At 53.0% G+C, this 17,563-nt stretch carries 26 protein-coding genes; 15 read left to right on the forward strand and 11 right to left on the reverse strand.

Translation table 11 applies throughout. The annotated features are described in order from the left end of the window. Positions 1–21: 21 nt before the first annotated feature. From ACYOR7_RS08670 to radA, 3 genes are all read right to left on the reverse strand, one after another. The gene (locus ACYOR7_RS08670) at positions 22–354 is read right to left on the reverse strand and encodes an RNA polymerase Rpb4 (RefSeq protein ID WP_294808060.1); all 333 of its coding nucleotides are present in this window, start codon (positions 352–354) and stop codon (positions 22–24) included. After that, positions 354–653: a 50S ribosomal protein L21 gene (locus tag ACYOR7_RS08675; RefSeq protein WP_479913639.1), complete on the reverse strand. Its 300-nt coding sequence runs from the start codon at positions 651–653 to the stop codon at positions 354–356. The genes ACYOR7_RS08670 and ACYOR7_RS08675 overlap by 1 nt, the downstream gene beginning before the upstream one ends. A gap of 69 nt (positions 654–722) precedes the next feature. After that, entirely contained in the window at positions 723–1,775 is a 1,053-nt protein-coding gene (gene radA, locus ACYOR7_RS08680; RefSeq protein ID WP_479913640.1) for a DNA repair and recombination protein RadA, read from the reverse strand. A gap of 45 nt (positions 1,776–1,820) precedes the next feature. Here radA and ACYOR7_RS08685 point away from each other — a divergent pair, with 45 nt between their 5' ends. Both ACYOR7_RS08685 and ACYOR7_RS08690 read left to right on the forward strand, forming a co-directional pair. Continuing rightward, positions 1,821–2,378, forward strand: a complete 558-nt coding sequence (locus tag ACYOR7_RS08685; RefSeq protein WP_294808093.1) for a methane monooxygenase/ammonia monooxygenase subunit B — start codon at positions 1,821–1,823, stop codon at positions 2,376–2,378. A gap of 97 nt (positions 2,379–2,475) precedes the next feature. Continuing rightward, positions 2,476–3,099 (forward strand): HD domain-containing protein, encoded by a 624-nt coding sequence (locus tag ACYOR7_RS08690; RefSeq protein WP_479913641.1) that lies wholly within the window; start codon positions 2,476–2,478, stop codon positions 3,097–3,099. Here the strand turns inward: ACYOR7_RS08690 and ACYOR7_RS08695 are convergent. The 4 genes from ACYOR7_RS08695 to ACYOR7_RS08710 all read right to left on the reverse strand — a co-directional run bounded on the left by ACYOR7_RS08695 (position 3,096) and on the right by ACYOR7_RS08710 (position 6,730). Continuing rightward, positions 3,096–3,398, reverse strand: a complete 303-nt coding sequence (locus tag ACYOR7_RS08695; RefSeq protein WP_479913642.1) for a hypothetical protein — start codon at positions 3,396–3,398, stop codon at positions 3,096–3,098. The two genes, ACYOR7_RS08690 and ACYOR7_RS08695, sit on opposite strands and share 4 nt — an antisense overlap. A gap of 47 nt (positions 3,399–3,445) precedes the next feature. Then, positions 3,446–5,128 carry a B12-binding domain-containing radical SAM protein gene (locus ACYOR7_RS08700; protein ID WP_294808084.1) on the reverse strand — a complete coding sequence of 561 codons (1,683 nt, stop codon included), beginning with the start codon at positions 5,126–5,128 and terminating at the stop codon, positions 3,446–3,448. A 135-nt stretch (positions 5,129–5,263) separates the two neighbouring features. After that, on the reverse strand, positions 5,264–6,433 hold the full coding sequence (locus tag ACYOR7_RS08705; RefSeq protein ID WP_479913643.1) for a beta/alpha barrel domain-containing protein: 1,170 nt from the start codon (positions 6,431–6,433) through the stop codon (positions 5,264–5,266). An 81-nt stretch (positions 6,434–6,514) separates the two neighbouring features. Beyond that, positions 6,515–6,730 (reverse strand): hypothetical protein, encoded by a 216-nt coding sequence (locus tag ACYOR7_RS08710; RefSeq protein ID WP_479913644.1) that lies wholly within the window; start codon positions 6,728–6,730, stop codon positions 6,515–6,517. 56 nt (positions 6,731–6,786) lie between these two features. Between ACYOR7_RS08710 and ACYOR7_RS08715 the strand changes: the two genes are divergently transcribed. After that, the gene (locus tag ACYOR7_RS08715) at positions 6,787–7,026 is read left to right on the forward strand and encodes a hypothetical protein (RefSeq protein WP_294807640.1); all 240 of its coding nucleotides are present in this window, start codon (positions 6,787–6,789) and stop codon (positions 7,024–7,026) included. Here ACYOR7_RS08715 and ACYOR7_RS08720 read toward each other — a convergent pair. Continuing rightward, complete coding sequence (locus ACYOR7_RS08720; protein ID WP_479913645.1) at positions 6,993–7,280, reverse strand: SemiSWEET family sugar transporter; 288 nt, start codon at positions 7,278–7,280, stop codon at positions 6,993–6,995. The genes ACYOR7_RS08715 and ACYOR7_RS08720 overlap by 34 nt on opposite strands. A 26-nt stretch (positions 7,281–7,306) precedes the next feature. Here ACYOR7_RS08720 and ACYOR7_RS08725 point away from each other — a divergent pair, with 26 nt between their 5' ends. The 4 genes from ACYOR7_RS08725 to ACYOR7_RS08740 all read left to right on the forward strand — a co-directional run bounded on the left by ACYOR7_RS08725 (position 7,307) and on the right by ACYOR7_RS08740 (position 11,594). Continuing rightward, positions 7,307–7,561, forward strand: a complete 255-nt coding sequence (locus tag ACYOR7_RS08725; RefSeq protein ID WP_479913646.1) for a hypothetical protein — start codon at positions 7,307–7,309, stop codon at positions 7,559–7,561. A 68-nt stretch (positions 7,562–7,629) separates the two neighbouring features. After that, positions 7,630–9,597: a DNA topoisomerase VI subunit B gene (locus ACYOR7_RS08730; RefSeq protein ID WP_294807649.1), complete on the forward strand. Its 1,968-nt coding sequence runs from the start codon at positions 7,630–7,632 to the stop codon at positions 9,595–9,597. Further along, entirely contained in the window at positions 9,598–10,704 is a 1,107-nt protein-coding gene (locus tag ACYOR7_RS08735; RefSeq protein WP_294807652.1) for a DNA topoisomerase IV subunit A, read from the forward strand. A 47-nt stretch (positions 10,705–10,751) separates the two neighbouring features. Next, a complete protein-coding gene (locus tag ACYOR7_RS08740) occupies positions 10,752–11,594 on the forward strand; it encodes a hypothetical protein (RefSeq protein WP_479913647.1) in 843 nt (280 codons plus the stop codon). Here the strand turns inward: ACYOR7_RS08740 and ACYOR7_RS08745 are convergent. Continuing rightward, positions 11,588–11,824, reverse strand: coding sequence for a hypothetical protein (locus ACYOR7_RS08745; protein WP_294807658.1), 237 nt, complete (start codon positions 11,822–11,824; stop codon positions 11,588–11,590). The genes ACYOR7_RS08740 and ACYOR7_RS08745 overlap by 7 nt on opposite strands. A gap of 74 nt (positions 11,825–11,898) precedes the next feature. Between ACYOR7_RS08745 and ACYOR7_RS08750 the strand changes: the two genes are divergently transcribed. Genes ACYOR7_RS08750 through ACYOR7_RS08760 form a run of 3 tightly spaced genes read left to right on the forward strand, consistent with a single transcriptional unit; the run spans position 11,899 to position 14,153 of the window. Further along, positions 11,899–12,606, forward strand: a complete 708-nt coding sequence (locus ACYOR7_RS08750) for a M48 family metallopeptidase (protein ID WP_479913648.1) — start codon at positions 11,899–11,901, stop codon at positions 12,604–12,606. A 27-nt stretch (positions 12,607–12,633) separates the two neighbouring features. After that, positions 12,634–13,680: a tyrosine--tRNA ligase gene (locus ACYOR7_RS08755; protein WP_479913649.1), complete on the forward strand. Its 1,047-nt coding sequence runs from the start codon at positions 12,634–12,636 to the stop codon at positions 13,678–13,680. Beyond that, complete coding sequence (locus ACYOR7_RS08760; RefSeq protein ID WP_294807665.1) at positions 13,677–14,153, forward strand: hypothetical protein; 477 nt, start codon at positions 13,677–13,679, stop codon at positions 14,151–14,153. The genes ACYOR7_RS08755 and ACYOR7_RS08760 overlap by 4 nt, the downstream gene beginning before the upstream one ends. Here ACYOR7_RS08760 and ACYOR7_RS08765 read toward each other — a convergent pair. Then, positions 14,150–14,311 (reverse strand): hypothetical protein, encoded by a 162-nt coding sequence (locus ACYOR7_RS08765; RefSeq protein WP_294807667.1) that lies wholly within the window; start codon positions 14,309–14,311, stop codon positions 14,150–14,152. The two genes, ACYOR7_RS08760 and ACYOR7_RS08765, sit on opposite strands and share 4 nt — an antisense overlap. Before the next feature lie 111 nt (positions 14,312–14,422). Here ACYOR7_RS08765 and ACYOR7_RS08770 point away from each other — a divergent pair, with 111 nt between their 5' ends. The 3 genes from ACYOR7_RS08770 to ACYOR7_RS08780 all read left to right on the forward strand — a co-directional run bounded on the left by ACYOR7_RS08770 (position 14,423) and on the right by ACYOR7_RS08780 (position 16,476). After that, positions 14,423–15,421, forward strand: a complete 999-nt coding sequence (locus ACYOR7_RS08770) for an aldo/keto reductase (protein ID WP_294807718.1) — start codon at positions 14,423–14,425, stop codon at positions 15,419–15,421. A 59-nt stretch (positions 15,422–15,480) separates the two neighbouring features. Next, positions 15,481–16,005, forward strand: a complete 525-nt coding sequence (locus ACYOR7_RS08775; protein ID WP_479913650.1) for a hypothetical protein — start codon at positions 15,481–15,483, stop codon at positions 16,003–16,005. A 207-nt stretch (positions 16,006–16,212) separates the two neighbouring features. Continuing rightward, positions 16,213–16,476 carry a hypothetical protein gene (locus ACYOR7_RS08780; RefSeq protein WP_294807724.1) on the forward strand — a complete coding sequence of 88 codons (264 nt, stop codon included), beginning with the start codon at positions 16,213–16,215 and terminating at the stop codon, positions 16,474–16,476. Here the strand turns inward: ACYOR7_RS08780 and ACYOR7_RS08785 are convergent. Then, complete coding sequence (locus ACYOR7_RS08785; RefSeq protein ID WP_294807726.1) at positions 16,473–16,607, reverse strand: C2H2-type zinc finger protein; 135 nt, start codon at positions 16,605–16,607, stop codon at positions 16,473–16,475. The genes ACYOR7_RS08780 and ACYOR7_RS08785 overlap by 4 nt on opposite strands. Before the next feature lie 228 nt (positions 16,608–16,835). Between ACYOR7_RS08785 and ACYOR7_RS08790 the strand changes: the two genes are divergently transcribed. After that, the gene (locus tag ACYOR7_RS08790) at positions 16,836–17,162 is read left to right on the forward strand and encodes an integrase core domain-containing protein (protein ID WP_294807728.1); all 327 of its coding nucleotides are present in this window, start codon (positions 16,836–16,838) and stop codon (positions 17,160–17,162) included. Between the two features lie 32 nt (positions 17,163–17,194). Beyond that, positions 17,195–17,464 (forward strand): hypothetical protein, encoded by a 270-nt coding sequence (locus tag ACYOR7_RS08795; RefSeq protein ID WP_294807730.1) that lies wholly within the window; start codon positions 17,195–17,197, stop codon positions 17,462–17,464. Positions 17,465–17,563: the final 99 nt, after the last annotated feature.

Here is a 17,563-nt window from a genome sequence, read left to right on the forward strand (position 1 = left end):
ATACTGTAGAATAATTGCTATTTAGCCTTGGCTCTCTGACTTTAGTATAGAAAGCATCTTTTCGAGGGTCTCGGTAAGTATGAGTTTCTTCCACCCAAACGTAAAAGCCCGTAGCTCCTCAAGGGTGGTCGGCATGACGTTTACGACCTCGACTGCCTCTTCCTGTGTGAGGTCGCACTGCTCGACTAGCTGTTTTACCATCTTTGCCGCCGACTTGGCGTCGGTTTTTGCGAACTTGCCCACATAGTCCGAAGTCCAGCGCTGAATCTGATCCATATCGTCTGACTTGACAGCGTCCAGTATCTCCTTTACCTGTGCGGTCGTGATTATCTCTTTTTTCAGTGTCTCGGTCATTATTCTGACGACCCCGGAGAGGCCAGAGGCTTGATGTGGTTGAGGCGGGGCTGGATTATCTTTTCCTTGGAGCCGAACATCACTGCCACCTTTAGCGTGCGCTTGCGCACTTCTTTTACTACGCCGATGCGCCCGTGGAAGCGCCTATGGGGCGTGGTGTCGTGCTCGCGCGGGTCGACTTCGATGATAACCTTGTCACCAACCTTGTAATCGTGAAGCAGGTACGATATGCCCCTGACCACGTTGTCCTTTGTCAGGATTGAGCGGGCCTTTCTCCGTGTACCGTGCGATCTTGGCATATTTTCAGTACGAAAGCGTTTTGACCTTAATTTAAGTTATCTGCACGGGTTTTCGACAGATAAACAGCGTTACTGGCCCTCGACGTCCGATATGCCCCTGTCGGCAAGCGTGAACAACACTTCCCTCTCGGCATGGTACGGGCTGTCTACCATTCTCGCAATCCTGTTTTTGCCTGACGAGCGCTTTAGGTATATCCTGTACGTGCTCGTGTGCGCGACGACGTTGCCACCTGTTGGCCTTGCCGCGTCTCCAAAGTACGCGTCCGGCGACGACTGGATCTGGTTTGTCACGACGACTGCGACCTCGTACGTCTCAGCCATGCGCACCAGTATGTGCATGAACTTGTTGAGGCGCTGCTGGCGCTCTGAAAGCGTCGCTCTTCCGAGGAACTCGGCGCGATAGTGCGCCACCGCGGAATCGACGATTACAAGCTTTATCCCCTGCTCTTCTATCACGGGCCCCGTCTCTTCGATTATCAGCTCTTGGTGGGCGCTGTTGTACGCCTTGGCGACTACGATGCCCTCAAGCGCCCTGTCGGGGTTTACGCCCCGCGCCCTTGCTATCGAGACAATGCGCTCCGGCCGGAACGTGTTTTCCGTGTCGATGTAGATCGCCTTGCCTGAAAGGCCGCCTGCAGACTTTGGCTGCTGCACCATCACGCAGAGCGTGTGGCACAACTGCGTCTTGCCAGTGCCAAACTCGCCATACACCTCCGTCACGGCTCTTGTCTCGACTCCGCCTCCGAGCAGGTCGTCAAAGTTCCTGGCGCCAGTCGATATGCGCTGGCCTCCAAGCCTCTTTTCATAGAGGCTGGTCGCAGTCACAAAGCTCCTGTCGATGACTCCAAGCTCTTCAAGGGCGACGCGGGCCTTGTTGCACATCTCCACTGCTTCGTCCATCTCCATGCCCGTCGCCTCTGCGACGTCCACAGGACCCCTTACCAAGAGGTCCTTTATCGAGCGAAAGCCTGCTTCCTTTAGCCGCTTTTCAGTAGCGGGCCCTATATCCTTTATCGAGGAAAGCGCAAGCTTGGAGCTCTCTTCTTCTCCCAACGCGGATTTCTGTTGTGCGCCGGCTACTAATTGGTATCGGGCGTGCAAGAGGCGCACGCGCCGAAGCATAAAAGTATATATCTATGTTTATTCTGGTAAGCCTAAGTAAGGGATATGATGGAAAGCAAGACGTTGGTCGTGACGGCTCTTGCGACAGTCATGGTACTGTCTGCCGTGATTGCATACATGCCGAGCGCTAGCGCGCACGGTGTGCAGGCACAGCTGCAGAGCAGATTCGTAAAGATTGATGGAGAAACGTTCTCGGACAATACCCTTAGGACAGGCGAACAGCTAACCGTAAGTGGCCAGCTGAAGAGTCTAGTCAACAGAGACCTCAGAGGATGGCTTTCTCTGTTCAGCGAATCCGAAAACGCTGGTAACAGATGGGAGTTCCTCCAAAGAGAACCACCAGGCAACATATTCGACATCAAGGCAGGTTCAACAGTTGATTACTCAATCACTGTAAAGGCTCTTGAACCAGGCACATACCACGTGCACACACAGCTCAACATTGAGCACATCGGTCCGGGTCTCGGTCCAGGTCAAACCGTGAACGTCACTGGCGAACCAATACTCAAGGCAATTCCGTACAACAACATTGTATACCAATGTATAATCATCGGAGCTGGCCTTGGTGTAACATTCGCTACCAGACCGTGGCAAGTCATCTAAGAGCATACGCTCCCCCCCTTTTTCCTTTTAATTTCTTTATCACCACCATATTCTACAGGGCAATCGCTTAATACCCGCGAATTCACAGTTTCACCTCTTGCTTGACGACCTAAAGAAAGAAGTAGAAAACATGTTCGCCGGCAGAGACCCCGGCCACGACTATGCTCACGTCATTCGCGTTTACAATATTGCAGAGCGGATCGGCAAAGAAGAGGGCGCCGACATGAAAATCCTGCTTGCCGCCGCGCTCTTGCACGACATCATAGTCTACCCGAAAGGCAGCGAGAAAAGGACCAAGTCCGCAGACGAAAGCGCCGAGCTTGCGGAAAAGATGCTTGCTGCACGCAGCTGGCCAAGGGAAAGGATAGAAAGGGTGTCGTACTGCATAAAGACGCACAGCTACTCCAAGAACGTCGACCCAGAGACGCTAGAGGCCAAGATACTACAGGACGCAGACAGGCTGGACGCGCTCGGTGCAATAGGCATCGCCCGGACCTTTTCGGTCGGAGGGTCGGAGATGCGCAGCTTCTACAACCCGCAAGACCCGTTCTGCAGGACGGGCAGAGAACCAGAGGACACGCGGTGGACGATGGACCACTTCAAGGCAAAGCTGCTAAAGCTTGAAAAGACGATGCATACAGACACTGCAAAAAGGATGGCGCACGAACGCACGCGCTTTATGGAGGCGTTCCTTGCACAGATGGAAAAAGAAATTAGCTAGCCATAGTCTACAAAGTACTTGTAGCGCTTTTCCACTTCTCTGTTCTGGCCCGCAAGCACTTTTTCAATCTCGGCTTCAAGCGCCTTTTTTGCGTTGGCCCGAAAGCTTTCCGCTTCGGGTGTCTTTTGGAAGGTAGAAAGGGTGTACTCGAAATGGCGCATAAACTCGGCCACCTTTGCCCGGTATTCCTCCTGCGCAGGCTTTTTCTTTTCTATCTTGAACCACGCGGTCGCGCACGCAGTCGCGTAGAGCCGGGCCAGCTCGTCAATCAGCCTGTCTATCTCGAAAAAGTCGGCCATGCGCCGGATTTCGGGCCGGCGCCGTATAAATGCAGCTTGCAGTTTTCTTACCAATAGCTGGCCTTTATCTTTTCAATCACACGCTCATGCTCGGGACCCTTTCTGCGTGCGTACTTTTCCATCGCGGTGAGAGGCACGCCGCCGAGGCTTGACGCAAGGGCAGTAAAGAACATGTTCTTTACCGGGTTGTCGCGGCCCACCTTGCCCATGAACTTCTGGATGCCGTGCTTGAAGTTGTGCTGCCACGTCTTGTACATGACGCCCAGCTTTGCCGGGTCCATGGTGTTTCCAATGTCATAAAAGTCCGACTTTTCCAAGAGGCCGATTGGCACGAACGTGAGCGGAGTCACCGTGAATTTCGAGTCCGGTTGCTCGGTTTCAAGCTCGTGGATTAGCCTTATAGTTTCCCAGCTGTCGTCTGGAGTCTCGTCGTTGTCAAGACCCATGATGAGTGTGAACGCAGGAACCCAATAGTGCTCGTTGAGCGCCTTGACGCCTGTTTTCACCACCCAGTGCCATTCCTCTGGCTTGTACGGGGCCAGCTTGCGGTCGGCGTACTTGCCGATGAGCCTGACGCTTCCGGTTTCAAAGCCACACTGGATGCCGATGTGGTTGTCCGGGCCTGACTTGATTATCTTTGACACGTTTGCGAGTAGACGCTCGTCTGCGATTGCGCCGGCAAGTGTGCCGTGCGTCGGGTTGGTGTGCTCGACGCCCGTGGCCATGATACCCGTGAACAGTTCCTCAATCGCTTCCCTGTTTGGCTGCATGTTCTTGGTCGTCCTCGGATTGAGGCCATAGACGAAAATATCGTCAGAGTGTATCCATGCATTCTTTAGCCCGCCGTACTTCATGTTCACCTCTATCTCCTTCTGCACCTTCTCGACTGGGTAGTATCGTAATGGCCTAAGAGTCACGTCGCAGAACTTGCATCCCCTGCCGCAGCCGCGCATCACCTCTATCATGCCGTGCATACTGGGGTTGACGATGTTTGGGATTTCATCGATGGAAGGCTCGTTCCAGTAGTGGATGAACCTGCCGTGATAAGTCCTGTCGCTCCTTACGAACTCTTTGATCTCTACCTTGAACTGGCTCTTTTTGAAGGGATTCGCCATGTCAAACTCTCCTCCGACTAGAGCGTCAAAGAACGGACCGGCCGCGCCGTCAATCTCTGGGCCGATGCCTCCAAGCTCGCCTTCGACGATGCCGTAGAGGTCGTACTCCTCTATCTTGGCAGGGTCGTAGTTATACTGCCAGGTGCCAGAGGCGCCTGCGACGACCTTGGCCTTGCTTCCCGTCCTCTTTTTGGCGGCGCTGATGCGGTGGTGCAAGTCCGCGTTATAAAACTCGTCATACGATTGCTGCTTGCGGCCATAGGTAAAAGTCATGGTAACTGGGCCCATGCCGAGCGGGTCCATCTCGTAGGTGCCGACTACCTGCGTCTCTGGGCCGATGAACTGCTCCACGTGGTCCGGGTGCGCCACCACAACGTCCTCGCGTGCATAGCCGTCCCTCAAGAGGGCGGCTTCTACCTTTCTAAGGCCGTACGGCGCGTAGTTGGCGTAGCCGTTGGTGTGCTCTATTGGGTTGCAGATAAAGTCAAACAGTATCCTTGGCGTAACCTGGTTGCCAAGTATGTGGTACCAGATCGAGTCGTGGCTCCTGTTCATGTCGAGTGCCGGAGCGCAGCCGAAAAATGACGCAAGCGAGATGCCCCTGTAAGGCGACATCAGAGTACGGTCAGCAGTAAGTACAATCTTTGGGTGCTTTGACAATGCCCTAAATCCCTTTTTATATCAAATTAATGGAAGATAAATTAAAAGTTTTCCAACAATCTGTGAGGGTGTACAGTGTTGTTAGGGCACCTATAGTTTGCTGTCCCGCTTCTCGACAAAGCCCTGCAGGGTCTCGCCGGCCAGCCTTTTCTTTAGCGTGTCGTGGATTTCCCGGACGATGCCAAAGCCCTGGAACGTCAATGCAGTATACAGTTGCACAAGCGTCGCCCCCTTTTGGTACGCCTGCCAGGCGTCATCGCCGTTCCATATGCCGCCACACGCTATTATTGCCAGGTCTGGAAATGCCTTGTGCACGTCTTCCACCATCTTGAGCATGTAGGGAAACAAGGGTCTTCCACTTTCCCCGGCAACAGGCCGGGAAAACTTTGTTCCAAGCAAGCTGCTGGTGTCTACAGGCCGGGTGTTCCCGATGACTACCGCGTGCCCGCCGTTTTCGTAAAACACCTTTATCGACTTTATGCGCGCCTCTTTTTCGTCGCCCTTTGGCGGCAGTTCGCTGTAAGGTGCAATCTTGGACGCCTTTAACCTGCCTGCAGGCACGTGCGCGTTCATCAGGTCAATCATCTTTTTCGTAAAGTCTGGGCTTTGCAGCACCTTGTTAAAGTCGGTGTTTGGCGACGTCCTGTTTTCCTCAAAGCCAAGGTCGACGTAGGGTGAGGTGTGCGTCATTATCTCCTTGCACGCATCAAGCACCGCGTCTTCCGTGTACGAGTCGGTGATGCCGGAAAAGTTCAGCAGTATCCGTGCCCTGCCATGCTCTCCTTGCGAGAATCTTTGCAGGTTTTTGACGGTGTGCTCAAGTCCCTTGTGTGGATACCCCTGGGCGTTTATTATCGCCTCCCTCCCGTCATCCACTGCCATGCGTACGGTCCCTTCCGACCTTGGCTTTTGCGGGTTCCCGGCCCTAGGCTTTAACAACACGCTGCCGGGGTTCATGTAGCCAAAGACGTACGACATTGGAAGCAGCATGTCGCAGTTCTTGTCAAAGCCGGCGGCGACTCCGACCGGGCTTTTGAGAGAAAGCCCGTCGACAGAGATGGCAAGCTGCTCGCCGGGATCAAAATATGACTCGTTCTGGGCAAACTTGCTCGCAAGTTTTGCCAGCCGCTCTTTTGCTATTTCATGGACGACCTCGCCTTGCGCCAGCTCGTCCGTGGCCTTGTAGCGCGAGTAGAGGTACCTGCGGTACAGCTTGAACAGCGACGGATCCAGGCTCGCCTTGAAGGTGTCCACAAGCACAGCTATATACTACCAGCGACCGGGGGTTCTTTTGCCTGCCTGAATATATTTATTGATACAGATACACACACATGCACGGGGCTAGTGCTGGCTGTCCTTGACGAACTGCCAGAGCTGCGACCACAGGCCGTCAAACGAGTGCGCCTCTATGCGGTAGACTGCAGAGTTGCCGTACTCGTTTGTCACCGTCAACACTGGCTCCTTGTCGCCAGTTATTGAAATGGACTTGCCACTAAAAGACACGGTGGCGTTTCCTTCCAGCTTTGGCTCCTGCTGTTGCTGCTTTTTCTTGGCCATAACCCTGCTGGCACGGCAGGATTTTTAAATGCATTTGCGCATACGATTGTTACAGGATGGCCAAGTCAGCCGACTGCGTTGAAAACAACCACGGCAAGTGCCAGGGACACTTTAAGGAAGAGCTCAACGGTTCCCAGGTCACTAGGATGTGCGCGTGCCCCTGCCACGACAGCACGTACCAGCTGGTGAGAAACACGGTCGCGCTGATAGCGCAGGCAGAAAGGCAGAACCCGTACCACCTCGCTCAGGCGGCCAACGACGACTATGATGATGGCGGTGGCGGCGGGCACCGGTAGACGTGCTTCATGTAGAGAAGCAGCAGATTGAACGCGGTGCCAAGGGCGTTTGCGATTATTATCACCCAATCGTCCTTGAATATCCCGTACGCAAGCCAGAGCGTAGTGCCGGATGCATATAGCGCCATCAGGTACGGCGAGACATCTTGCATCTTTTTGGTTTGGTAGCCCTTGACTATTTGCGGCAGGAAACTGATGGTGGTAAGACAGGCTGCAGCCGACCCGACAAGCGTGATGAAAATGCCGTTGGCCATTACTTGCAACAGCAGGGCGTGGGGTAGTGGTGGTGGCAGCAACACTGCCGGCCATTGCCCACCCGGCGTTAAAAAAGCCTGCCATTAAGATAATAACTTGCATCAACGCTCTACAACACGTGCTGCAGCTGAAAGACCTTGTGGACGGGACGGTGGTGGGCTCGGGTTCTGATTATATCGTCATACAAAAGGGCAGAAAGAGGCTGTTGGTAGAATGCGCAGGATTCAAGGTGCAGGAGCTAAAGAGCCACGGCACACCGTACGGTTCCCAGTTTGACTAACATTTATCTCCAAGTCAATAAAAATTCCGTAAAAAGTTAAATTGAGTTACGGAGCCACATCTCAACGTTTGACGCAAAAGGCTACCGCCGAGGTTGCTTCTGCTGCCAGCAAGCCTGCAGACGTCCCGGCATCCCAGACACGGGCCGTACATAGGGGCAGAGTAAAATACGACAAAAAGGCCGAGTCAGAGTTCTTTGTGGACAACTCGGCGCTTGCAGGGTTTACTGGCGAGCGCATCCTCTACATGGCAGTGCGCGAGCTCATAGAAAACTCGCTTGACTCTTGCGAGAGCAGCCACATCCTGCCGAGGATTTCGCTGTCGTTAAAGATGATAGACCCGGCAAACGAGATGTGGACCATAACCTGCCAGGACAACGGCATCGGCATCCCGTCGGACAAGGTGCCTGTCGCCGTCTGTTCGTTTCTGACCTCCGGCAAGTATGTGGAAAAGCAGCAGCGCGGGCTCTTTGGCGTCGGGTTAAAGATGATTGCGGCCTTTTCCACAAAGGACACGGACCACCCGTTAAAGGTATGGAGCAAGTCGCTAGAAGAAGGCGAAGAATACTATTTCGAGCTGCGCACAGACATCAGCACCAACAGGCCGATTGTGCTTGCAAAAAAGCAGGTAAAGGAAGACGCGGCAATGAGCAAAGATTCGGGCTTTCGCGTGGAAGCGATGCTCAGGGCAAAGCTTTCCCCCATTACAAAGAGCAGGATTTATGATTACATCAGCCAGACGTCCGTCGTCAACCCGTACGCCCACATCGAGTTTGAGACGGACGACGGCAAGGTAGCGTTTGACCGCAGGACGGACAGGATGCCCGAGCCGGCAAAGGAAGTGCTGCCGCACCCGACCGACATGGACCTAAAAACTTTGAAAAAGGCCATCATGAATTTCATGAACCAAAAGACGACTCTGCAGGGAGTCCTTTCCGACTCGTTTCAGAAACTGTCAAGCGAGAAAGCGCGTCAGATAATCTCCGAGGCAGGACTTGACAACAAGCCGGCGGACAAGTACGACGAGCACGAGCTCATCAAGGTAGTCAACATCTGCAAGCAGACGAAATTCCACATGCCAAACACCGACCACCTGAGCCCGATTGGCGAGGAGATACTCACCGCAGGCATGACGCAGGAATACACGATAATCACCAACAAGGACGAGGCCGCGCAGCAGGGGTCGCAGCCGCAGCTTTCAGTCAAGGTGCTAAAGCCGTCGCTTACCGCGTATTCTTCAAGGACATGCGTCATCAACAACCGTCCGACAATAGTTGAATGCGGGATCGCGTACGGAGGCGACATCGGCTCGTTCAAGCTGTACAGGTTTGCAAACAAGATACCGCTCTTGTACGACGAGGGCTCGGACGTCGCAAGGGAGGTTGTGTCTGAAGTAGAGATAAACAAGATGGGCATCTCCAAAAAGGAGGTCAAGGAGCAGTTTGCCAACCCGGACGCCAAGTCGGACAGGGCAGTCGAGCTTTTGCCCTTGCACATATTCTTCCACATCTGCTCGACCAAAATCCCATACAAGACCGCCGGCAAGGAGAGCATCGCCTCAGAAGGCGAACTGAAACGCTACATGAAGGCGTGTTTATCAGATCTGTATCGCAAGGTCAGCGCCCAGATACGCAAGGAGCTGCGCATGAAGGAGGCGCAAAGCAGGCTTTCGCTCTACAAGTTCTACATACCGCTCATCGTGAGCGCCATTTCCGAATCGATAAAGATAGACTCGGAAAAGCTGGAACAGGCGTTTACGCAGCTTGCTGAAAAGCACGTCTCTGGCGAGATAACGTCGACGCCGGTGCAGGAAAAGGAGGACGAGATAACCGGCGAGCGCATCGAGGAGGAGGCCGAGGAAACAGTTGAGGCAGAGATTGATGGAGAGGTGGTAAAGCGCTCAAAGGGCCAGATAGCGATAAACGCGGCGAGGAGAAAGGGCGAGCGCAGCAAGCAGCCCAAGAAAAAGGAAGGAACAGAGCAGACGACGCTTGACGCGGTGCTGGCGAAAAAAGGCGACAGGAGGAAAAGTAAGTAGATGCCCACAAAAGACAAGCGCCACCAAGAAGTCATGAAAAAGATCGGCCTGATAATGAAGGACGTCAGCACCGACCTCATGGTTGAAAAGACGATGCCGGTGCTCGACGTGCCAAAGGTCGGCTATGACAACACTGTCTGGTCCGACGAAAAGAGGATGTTGACAATAGGTGAAAAGACAGTCAAGATAAGCCCCGACAGCACGAAAAAGATCCCGACGTTTGCACAGTACCTAGTCATGGCAAATGCAATCAGAAAGCTGTTGGACGAAGAGATGGAGAGCACCATCAGGGGCATGTACTATGCGACTCTGAGCACGGTCGGCGACGAAAAGAACAAGCAAAAGTTCTGGAAGGGCCAGGACGAGTCCGACGATGCGATAAAGGCGCTTGAACTTTTGACTGGCACCCCGCGTGAAGAGTTCTCTGTCACTTCAAAGCCAAAGGGCATGATCTCCGGGCCCATCACGCTGCGCGTCGGAGGCGACATCATCGACTGCAACCTAGGAAGCAGGGCTACTTCTCAACTAATCCCGACCAACATCCGCGACTTGGAGATAGTGAAGGTCAAGGCCGACTTTGTGATGGTAGTCGAGAAAGACACGGTGCTCAACAACATACGCAAGTCCGGCTTTATCCAGAAATACAATGCGATACTGCTTACAGGTTCGGGCGAGCCGGACCGCGCGACTAGGATGATGGTCAAGACGCTCAACGAGGAATGGAAAAAGCCGGTCGTAGTTTTCGCAGACGCCGACCCGTGGGGCCTCGGCATCGCGCTACGCTACAAGATCGGAAGCGAATCTTTGAGCTACGACAGCGACAGGCTGGTGACTCCAAACGCCAAGGTGCTCGGCATGATGTTCTCTGACATTTACGAATACAACATACCGGAGGTAGCAAGGCTCGCCGCGTCCGACGAGGACATGAACAGAGCAAACGACATGAAGAAAAAGCCGTGGTTCCAGGACAAGCAGTGGCAGAAAGAGCTCGACCTATTTTTGAAGCGCAAGGAAAAATGCGAGCTGGACGCGTTCTTCAAGCACGGCTTCAAGTACCTTGCAGAAGTGTACCTGCCGCAGAAACTACGCGCGGCCGGCGTCATCTAGCAAGTTCCACAATATTTAGAAACTAGGTCTGCTACAACGCAGTACAGTTGAAACTGCTGCTTGCAGGCACGGCAATATTGCTCATCTTTGCAGCAATGCCGGCGTACGCGCAGAGTTCCTCTTCTGGCGGCCTACATAAGTATATGGTTCATGTAGGCAACAAACCGTACATAATTACGTACAATATCACAGGTGGCAGCATCAAATCCATTCAGGCAAATTCAACGTACTCGACAATAACCGTGATAATTCAAGCCTACTCTGACGGCAAACTGATTATCAATTTGCCAGGAAGCTTCCTGAATAGCATTTCTTTCGACAAGTCCGAGCCGGTAATCTTTGTTGATGGAATAGAGGAATTTGGCAACACGACGCATATCAATTGCGACGCCACACTAGAGATCCCATTCCAAAAAGGAGGCGAGCGGATCGACATTGCAGGAGTATTTCTGACATATGCAGGACAGACACCTACAAAGGGCAATTCGTTTTATGCGGCCGTGGACGGAGGCAAGGGATTCAATCTTGAGACCGTCGCAAACGCAGACACATGCAACTTTTCCTTTAAGCAAGATGAAAAGAAGTTGCACATAGAGATGACCGGTCCGGCAAACAAAGAAGAGGGCTTTTTCCAAATCTCGCTTCCGCATGAATTCCTCGGCGGCCCGTACACGGTCCTTGCTGAAGGCCAGCCAATAGAGTTTGAAACCGCGTTTTCAAACGCGACTGGCAGAGACGCCACCACGGTTTCATTCCAGTATGACGGGGACAAAGTGCATAACATCGACATAATCGGGACCACTGCCATACCGGAATTTGGTCCTGCAACCATTGCGGCCGTCGCAATCCCTATAGCAATGCTAAAGATCGTTCGTTTCAAGCGTCAGTAGGCGTACGCTTCATATTTTTTCCCAAAAACCCTGTCCACAAGTTTTGCAACCTGCGATGTAGAATCAAGATAATAAAATTCGTTTCCAACCTGCACCACGAAAACGCCCGACGCGCTCTTGTTGACAAACATCTTTTTCCCGGCAGACTCGATCCTCACTCCCTCGTCGAGGTCAAGTGACGACAGGACCTTCTCAAGGTCACCCTGTCTTATCTTGGCACCTACGGGCATCAACTGTTGCTGGAAAAAGGTGCAATATAATCGCGCATAAACCTTTAAAGCTGGCAGGCCGGATTTCCGCCGTCTTGCTTTCGCTTCCACTCGACGACGGCAGCGTCCTGTGCATCAGCGTCAGGACGAGCAGCAGGGCAAGGCGCCTGCGCCTTGTCGCTGGCATCCGCGGGGTCGAAGCGGTCGTGCCGGCGGCAGGCTATGACGAGGGCAGACTGCAAGAGTTTGTGCAGTCCAAGAGGAACTGGATAATCAAGACTGCAAGCTATTACAGCAGGCTGCGCGAAAAAACGGGCCACACCGAATCCGATGTCCTCTATTATCTCGGCAAGAGATACCGTGTGCGCCTAGTCAAGGACAGGATCGCCTCTGCAGTAGTCTCGGACGCGCTGGGTACGGCCACGTTCCACGTGACTGACATGCGCAGGTACAAACGCGAGATAGAGCAGTGGTACAGGGAGCAGACGGCCAAGGTCATTGCAGAGTGCCTGCCGGCCCTGAGCGCAAGGCTCGGCCTTGCATACAACAAGTTTTCCATAAAGCGCCAGAAATCGCGCTGGGCCAGCTGTTCAAGGAAAAAGAACCTGAACTTTAACCTGCTCCTTTCCGCGGCGCCGGCAGAAGTTGTCGACTATGTCATCGTGCACGAGCTGTGCCACATCGCAGAGATGAACCATTCAAAGAGGTTCTGGCAGCTGGTGGAATCCGCGGACTCTGACTACAGACAACACAAAGAGTGGCTAGAGGATCATTCTCCTGTTATCGGGGTACAAGGTTTATAGAACTGCGACGGCCCGCTTTTACGAGAGATGGACGTTCAAGAGCGCGTCGCGCTCGTCATGAAAGAGCCGACGGAGGAGGTAATCACCGAAGGCGAGCTAAGGGCGCTCCTTGAGACAAAGAGCCGGCCAAGGCACTATATCGGCCTGGAAATATCCGGCATACTGCACCTTGGAAGCCTGATACTCACGGGTTTCAAGATAAACGACTTTATCAAGGCGGGGATAGACTGCACGGTCTTTCTTGCCGACTGGCACACGTACATAAACGACAAGCTGGGAGGCGACTGGGAAAAGATACGAAAGGTGTCAGAGTATTACGCCGACGCGTTCAGGTTCTTTTGCCCCGGCGTCAACGTAGTCACTGGCAGCGACCTGTATGCAAGGACGCCGGGCTACTGGGAGAATTTCGTGCGCTTTTCAAAGCACATGACGCTTGCAAGGACGATGCGATCACTCACGATAATGGGCAGGAAGGAAACGGACAACATGGACCTCGGTCAGCTCCTGTACCCGCCAATGCAGTCCGTCGATATCAAGGCGCTAGACCTTGACATCGTGCACTCGGGCATGGACCAGCGCAAGATCCACATGCTTGTGCGCGAGATATTTCCCAAAATGGGCTGGAAGCCGCCAGTGTGCGTGCACCACCACCTGCTCCCCGGCCTTGCAGAGCCGGTGAAACTGGGCCTCGACGAGAACGCGGCCGAGGACGCCGTGGTGTCGAGCAAGATGAGCAAGAGCAAGCCGGCAAGCGGGATTTTGATTCACGACGACGAAAAGGCGATAAGGGACAAGATAGCCAAGGCGTTCTGCCCCGTGGGCGTGGCAGAGGGAAACCCCGTGCTGGAGCTTGTGCGCTATATCGCGTTCCACGAGTTTTCCGAGTTTACGATAGAAAGGCCGGCAAAATATGGCGGCAACACCACGTACGGCTCGTACAAAGAAGTAGAGGCCGACTTTGTAGCAAAAAAAATCCACCCCATGGACCTGAAAAACGCGACTGCCACGTACGTCAACAAGATAATCGAGCCAGTGTACAAGCATTTCAAGGGAAAAGAGCCCGCGCTGAATTGAGCGAAAGGCAGGGCTTTTTCAAGCGGTACAGAGAAGCAATCAACTTTAACCGAAACATCATCATCGCTGGCTTGGGCGCGTTTTTCACGGGCGCGCTTGTGGCCCAGCTGTACTCTGGCTACGACTCTAACAACAGCCTTGCCAATGCGGCTGTCACGCTCGCATCCGAGTACGCTGTGTACATACCGGCGTTTGCAGGTCTATACTACTGGGACAACAGGGGCAAGTACGTCGACCCTGAAACTGGAAGACGTGACGGCAAAAGGATGAGGCAAGACGTCAAAAAATTGCTTGCGACGTTTTCGGTGTCAGAAGTGGTGTTTTCGTTCACCAAGGTAGGGGTGCAGTTCCAGCTCCTGCAATCAAACAATGACGCGTATATCTCTGCGATGGTAGCGTCCGTGGCAGCATGGGCAGTGTTTTTCGTGCTCGTAAACTATATGGCAAGGCTTGTCAGGCTGTTCAAAAGCTAGTCCCTGCACATGTTCTTGAGCAGGCGTACCAGGTCATAGTAGTTTGACACCTGAAAGTAGCGCATCATGCCCTCGATCTCGCTGTCATCGTACTCGGGGTTGCGATACTTGCCCTTCCTGTCAAGCCGCTTGTTTATGGCGCTCGTTATCGGTCGCAAGGATTCTCTCACTCATCATATTAAAGAGGTTCGCAGCACATAAAATTCTTCTATTGTCGAGAATCAATCGCCGATAATATACATAAATTGCGCGCAGGGTGATAACAAAGTGTGGAAACCGCGGCTCTTGGCGATCTAAGGGTGTGCAGGATACTGAACGGCATGTGGCAGGTTGCAGGAGGCCACGGCAGGATAGAACACGAAAAGGCAATTTCTGAAATGATGGCGTACCACGATTCCGGCTTTACCAGCTGGGACCTTGCAGACATTTACGGGCCGGCAGAGGATTTCATTAGAGATTTCAGGAATAGGCTTGCAGAAGGAAGGGGCGAAAACGAGCTGGCAAAGATGCAGGCGTTCACCAAGTTCGTGCCCGAGCCGGCGCGCATGACAAAGTCGGTAGTAGAACAAGCAATAGAGCGCTCGCGCCGCAGGATGGGCGTCGAATCAATAGATCTCGTGCAGTTTCACTGGTGGGACTATAACAACCCCGCGTGGCTCGACGCGCTGGTGCACCTGTCGGAGCTCCGGGACGCAGGCAAGGTGCGCAACGTCGGCCTTACCAACTTTGACACTGACCACATGCAGGACATGGCCGACGCGGGGATAAAAATAGCATCGAACCAAGTGCAGTACTCCATAATCGACCAGCGGCCAAAGATAAAGATGCAAGAATTTTGCAGCAAGAACGGCTCGGTGATTTTCGCGTACGGGACGGTGTGCGGAGGACTCTTGTCAGAGAAATACCTTGGCAAAGGCGAGCCGGCAAACGCGCAGCTTGACACACTGAGCTTGCGCAAGTACAAAAAGATGATAGACGCTTGGGGAGGCTGGAAGCTGTTCCAAGAACTGCTTGCGACGCTAAAAGAAATATCAGGCAAACATAACGTGAGCATCGCAAACGTGGCCGCGCGCTATATCCTTGACAGGCCGGCAGTCGCAGGAGTCATAATAGGTGCCCGGCTCGGGATAGCAGAGCACAGGCAGGACAACGCCCGCGTCTTTGAGTTAAAGCTGGACAACGAAGACAAGCAAAAGATAGAGGCGGTCACTGCCAGGTCGCGCGACCTGTTTGAGCTCATCGGCGACTGCGGCGGCGAGTACAGATAGAGACGCGTACAGAAAGAGTTTACTGAAGTCTTAACTATGATGCGCTTTCTGAATCCGCTATGAGGAGGACGTACGTGGTGGCGGCAGGCATAGCCGCGGTGGCGATAATCTTTGTTTCTCTGCTTGCCGCAAGCAGCTACGCCAATGCAAGGCTCCAGTACAGATCGCGCGGGGCACAGGGGTACGATTTTTCAAAGTCGTCCACGGATGTTGCGATGGACGTGTGCAACCCGACGCCTTTCCCGGCCAGTTTTGATAGGCTGCAGTTCGTGGCGTCTTACAAGGATAGCGACTTGGCCACGATAAAGTTTGAAAACAACTCTGTCCCGGCAAACGCGGCCTCCACCGTGGACGGCGCGCTACAGGTCAATGGCAGGGCGGCCCTTGCCGCAGTGTTCCAGTCGTTTGCAGACAGCCTGAACGGCAAGACTACAGATGACTCTAGCAGCATGAAGGTAAAGATGACGTCAGAATCTCGGCTGCTTGGCCTCGTGCCGGTGTCGCAGAGCAAAGATATGTCAGGCGACGAGTTTTCGCAGATGATGAATGGCAAGGGCGGCTTTTCCTGCCCGACAAAAAGCTGACAGTTGGATTATATTGAATGCCAAAGCAGGATTTTTTGCACCGTGATTCCTCCGGGCCTGCACGCGGCTCCTCTGTTCCCAGAGTCTGCGCCTCGCCTTGGAGGGCTGCTGTCACGGTGCATCACATCATCTTCTTCTTCCTTTAGTAGATTTTTTATCCGCGTTTTGTGTTATCTTGACTGGTGCCGACCGGCAGGGAGGAATAGAATGAAACCATTTATCATGCTAGGCGTGGGCGCGGTGACTGTCGCCGGCCTCTTGCTGAGCGTCAGCGTGGGCGCCTATTCGCAGTTCCTGACTGGAAACAGCGGCGAAATGTTCAAGCCAAGGTGCGGGAGGGGCTGCAGCAGCACGACACATCTCTCGCCAGCATTTGCAATACACTATCCCAACCTGCTCATAGCAGGCTTGCTTTCAGGGTCTTTTGGTGTTGCCCTTTTGATAGTCCGACGGCAGGAAATCGAAGGTTAGACTCCTACCTGATCAAAGTTGATTTCGCCGGCATAGCGCACCTTTGGTTTTCTTCCGTGCACCTGCTTGTGGCGTTCTAGGCGTTCCTTGTCGTCAAATTCCATGCCACACTTGCCGCACTTGAAAGCCATGTCGCAAAATATCCGCATTCATTGCATATAACGGATCATTGCTCTGGCAGAATGGAACTGATGGATGAAAAAACGATTAGTTGTAATCGAACCCCTCTATCTTGTCCATGCGGGGGGACTTGCATACGGGGCAGATGTTTGTTTTTTGAGTTACTGCGCTCAGGGTGAAAATGACTCCGCAATTCGTGCAAGCGTAGATGTTCTTTTGCTTTATCATTTACACTCTGAATGAGGGTTTGCTCTCTATTTAAGACTCTGTTCTATCAAGTAAAATCGCCTAAACATAAGCACATTCGCCTAAAAGGCGACATGAAAAATAACAAGACGGAGAGGTTCAATGGGGAAATCCGCGACCGTGAGAAGGTCATGCGCGGCTTGAAAAAGGAAGATACAGTTGTCGTTCCCGGCTATCAGATTTATCATAACTACTTTAGGCCACATGAAGGATTAGACGGCAAGACACCTGCCGAAGCTGCAAATATCAAGATTGAAGGTGGAAATAAATGGATAACGGTAATTCAGAATGCTCGACAAGCGACTGAAAGGATCAAATAGAATGAAGGTTGATCAACCAACAGTCCTGTAGAATGCAAGACAAGTCGTTTCTTGCTTTGTCCCGCCAAGAGCAGGAGGAAATGCTTCGCAAAAACGTAAGAGAGCTCTTTGACAAACTTCCTTACTTGATTGAGATAAACAAGGTGTGGTTATCTGATACATTTGTGGTAGAAGCAAGGCGAAGAGTAGCCATCGAAGCACAATGGCAAGATGACAAGAATCTTGTACGGATCTTTGATACGTGGATAGAAGCCATGCAAGAAGAACTGCGGCAAAGGTTCGTATCAGCTAGCGGTTGTTAAATTTATTCAGAATCTTGTATGACCCGACAGTTAACAGCCTTTTCCATGACCCGATAACTTACCAGAACCACCCAAGACTGTTTAAATACTTAGGCTTGC

Source organism: Candidatus Nitrososphaera sp. 86-2, assembly GCF_056726185.1.

Bases quoted from the DNA above. Each gene is read 5' to 3' on its own strand.
- ACYOR7_RS08755 (WP_479913649.1), top strand. From the start codon at position 12,634: ATGGACGTTCAAGAGCGCGTCGCGCTCGTCATGAAAGAGCCGACGGAG.
- ACYOR7_RS08670 (WP_294808060.1), bottom strand. From the start codon at position 354: ATGACCGAGACACTGAAAAAAGAGATAATCACGACCGCACAGGTAAAG.
- ACYOR7_RS08695 (WP_479913642.1), bottom strand. From the start codon at position 3,398: ATGGCCGACTTTTTCGAGATAGACAGGCTGATTGACGAGCTGGCCCGG.
- ACYOR7_RS08795 (WP_294807730.1), top strand. From the start codon at position 17,195: ATGCAAGACAAGTCGTTTCTTGCTTTGTCCCGCCAAGAGCAGGAGGAA.
- ACYOR7_RS08790 (WP_294807728.1), top strand. From the start codon at position 16,836: ATGAGGGTTTGCTCTCTATTTAAGACTCTGTTCTATCAAGTAAAATCG.
- ACYOR7_RS08735 (WP_294807652.1), top strand. From the start codon at position 9,598: ATGCCCACAAAAGACAAGCGCCACCAAGAAGTCATGAAAAAGATCGGC.
- ACYOR7_RS08685 (WP_294808093.1), top strand. From the start codon at position 1,821: ATGATGGAAAGCAAGACGTTGGTCGTGACGGCTCTTGCGACAGTCATG.
- ACYOR7_RS08720 (WP_479913645.1), bottom strand. From the start codon at position 7,280: ATGGCCAACGGCATTTTCATCACGCTTGTCGGGTCGGCTGCAGCCTGT.
- ACYOR7_RS08675 (WP_479913639.1), bottom strand. From the start codon at position 653: ATGCCAAGATCGCACGGTACACGGAGAAAGGCCCGCTCAATCCTGACA.
- ACYOR7_RS08780 (WP_294807724.1), top strand. From the start codon at position 16,213: ATGAAACCATTTATCATGCTAGGCGTGGGCGCGGTGACTGTCGCCGGC.
- radA (WP_479913640.1), bottom strand. From the start codon at position 1,775: ATGCTTCGGCGCGTGCGCCTCTTGCACGCCCGATACCAATTAGTAGCC.
- ACYOR7_RS08710 (WP_479913644.1), bottom strand. From the start codon at position 6,730: ATGGCCAAGAAAAAGCAGCAACAGCAGGAGCCAAAGCTGGAAGGAAAC.
- ACYOR7_RS08745 (WP_294807658.1), bottom strand. From the start codon at position 11,824: ATGCCCGTAGGTGCCAAGATAAGACAGGGTGACCTTGAGAAGGTCCTG.
- ACYOR7_RS08775 (WP_479913650.1), top strand. From the start codon at position 15,481: ATGAGGAGGACGTACGTGGTGGCGGCAGGCATAGCCGCGGTGGCGATA.
- ACYOR7_RS08715 (WP_294807640.1), top strand. From the start codon at position 6,787: ATGGCCAAGTCAGCCGACTGCGTTGAAAACAACCACGGCAAGTGCCAG.
- ACYOR7_RS08700 (WP_294808084.1), bottom strand. From the start codon at position 5,128: ATGTCGCCTTACAGGGGCATCTCGCTTGCGTCATTTTTCGGCTGCGCT.
- ACYOR7_RS08785 (WP_294807726.1), bottom strand. From the start codon at position 16,607: ATGGCTTTCAAGTGCGGCAAGTGTGGCATGGAATTTGACGACAAGGAA.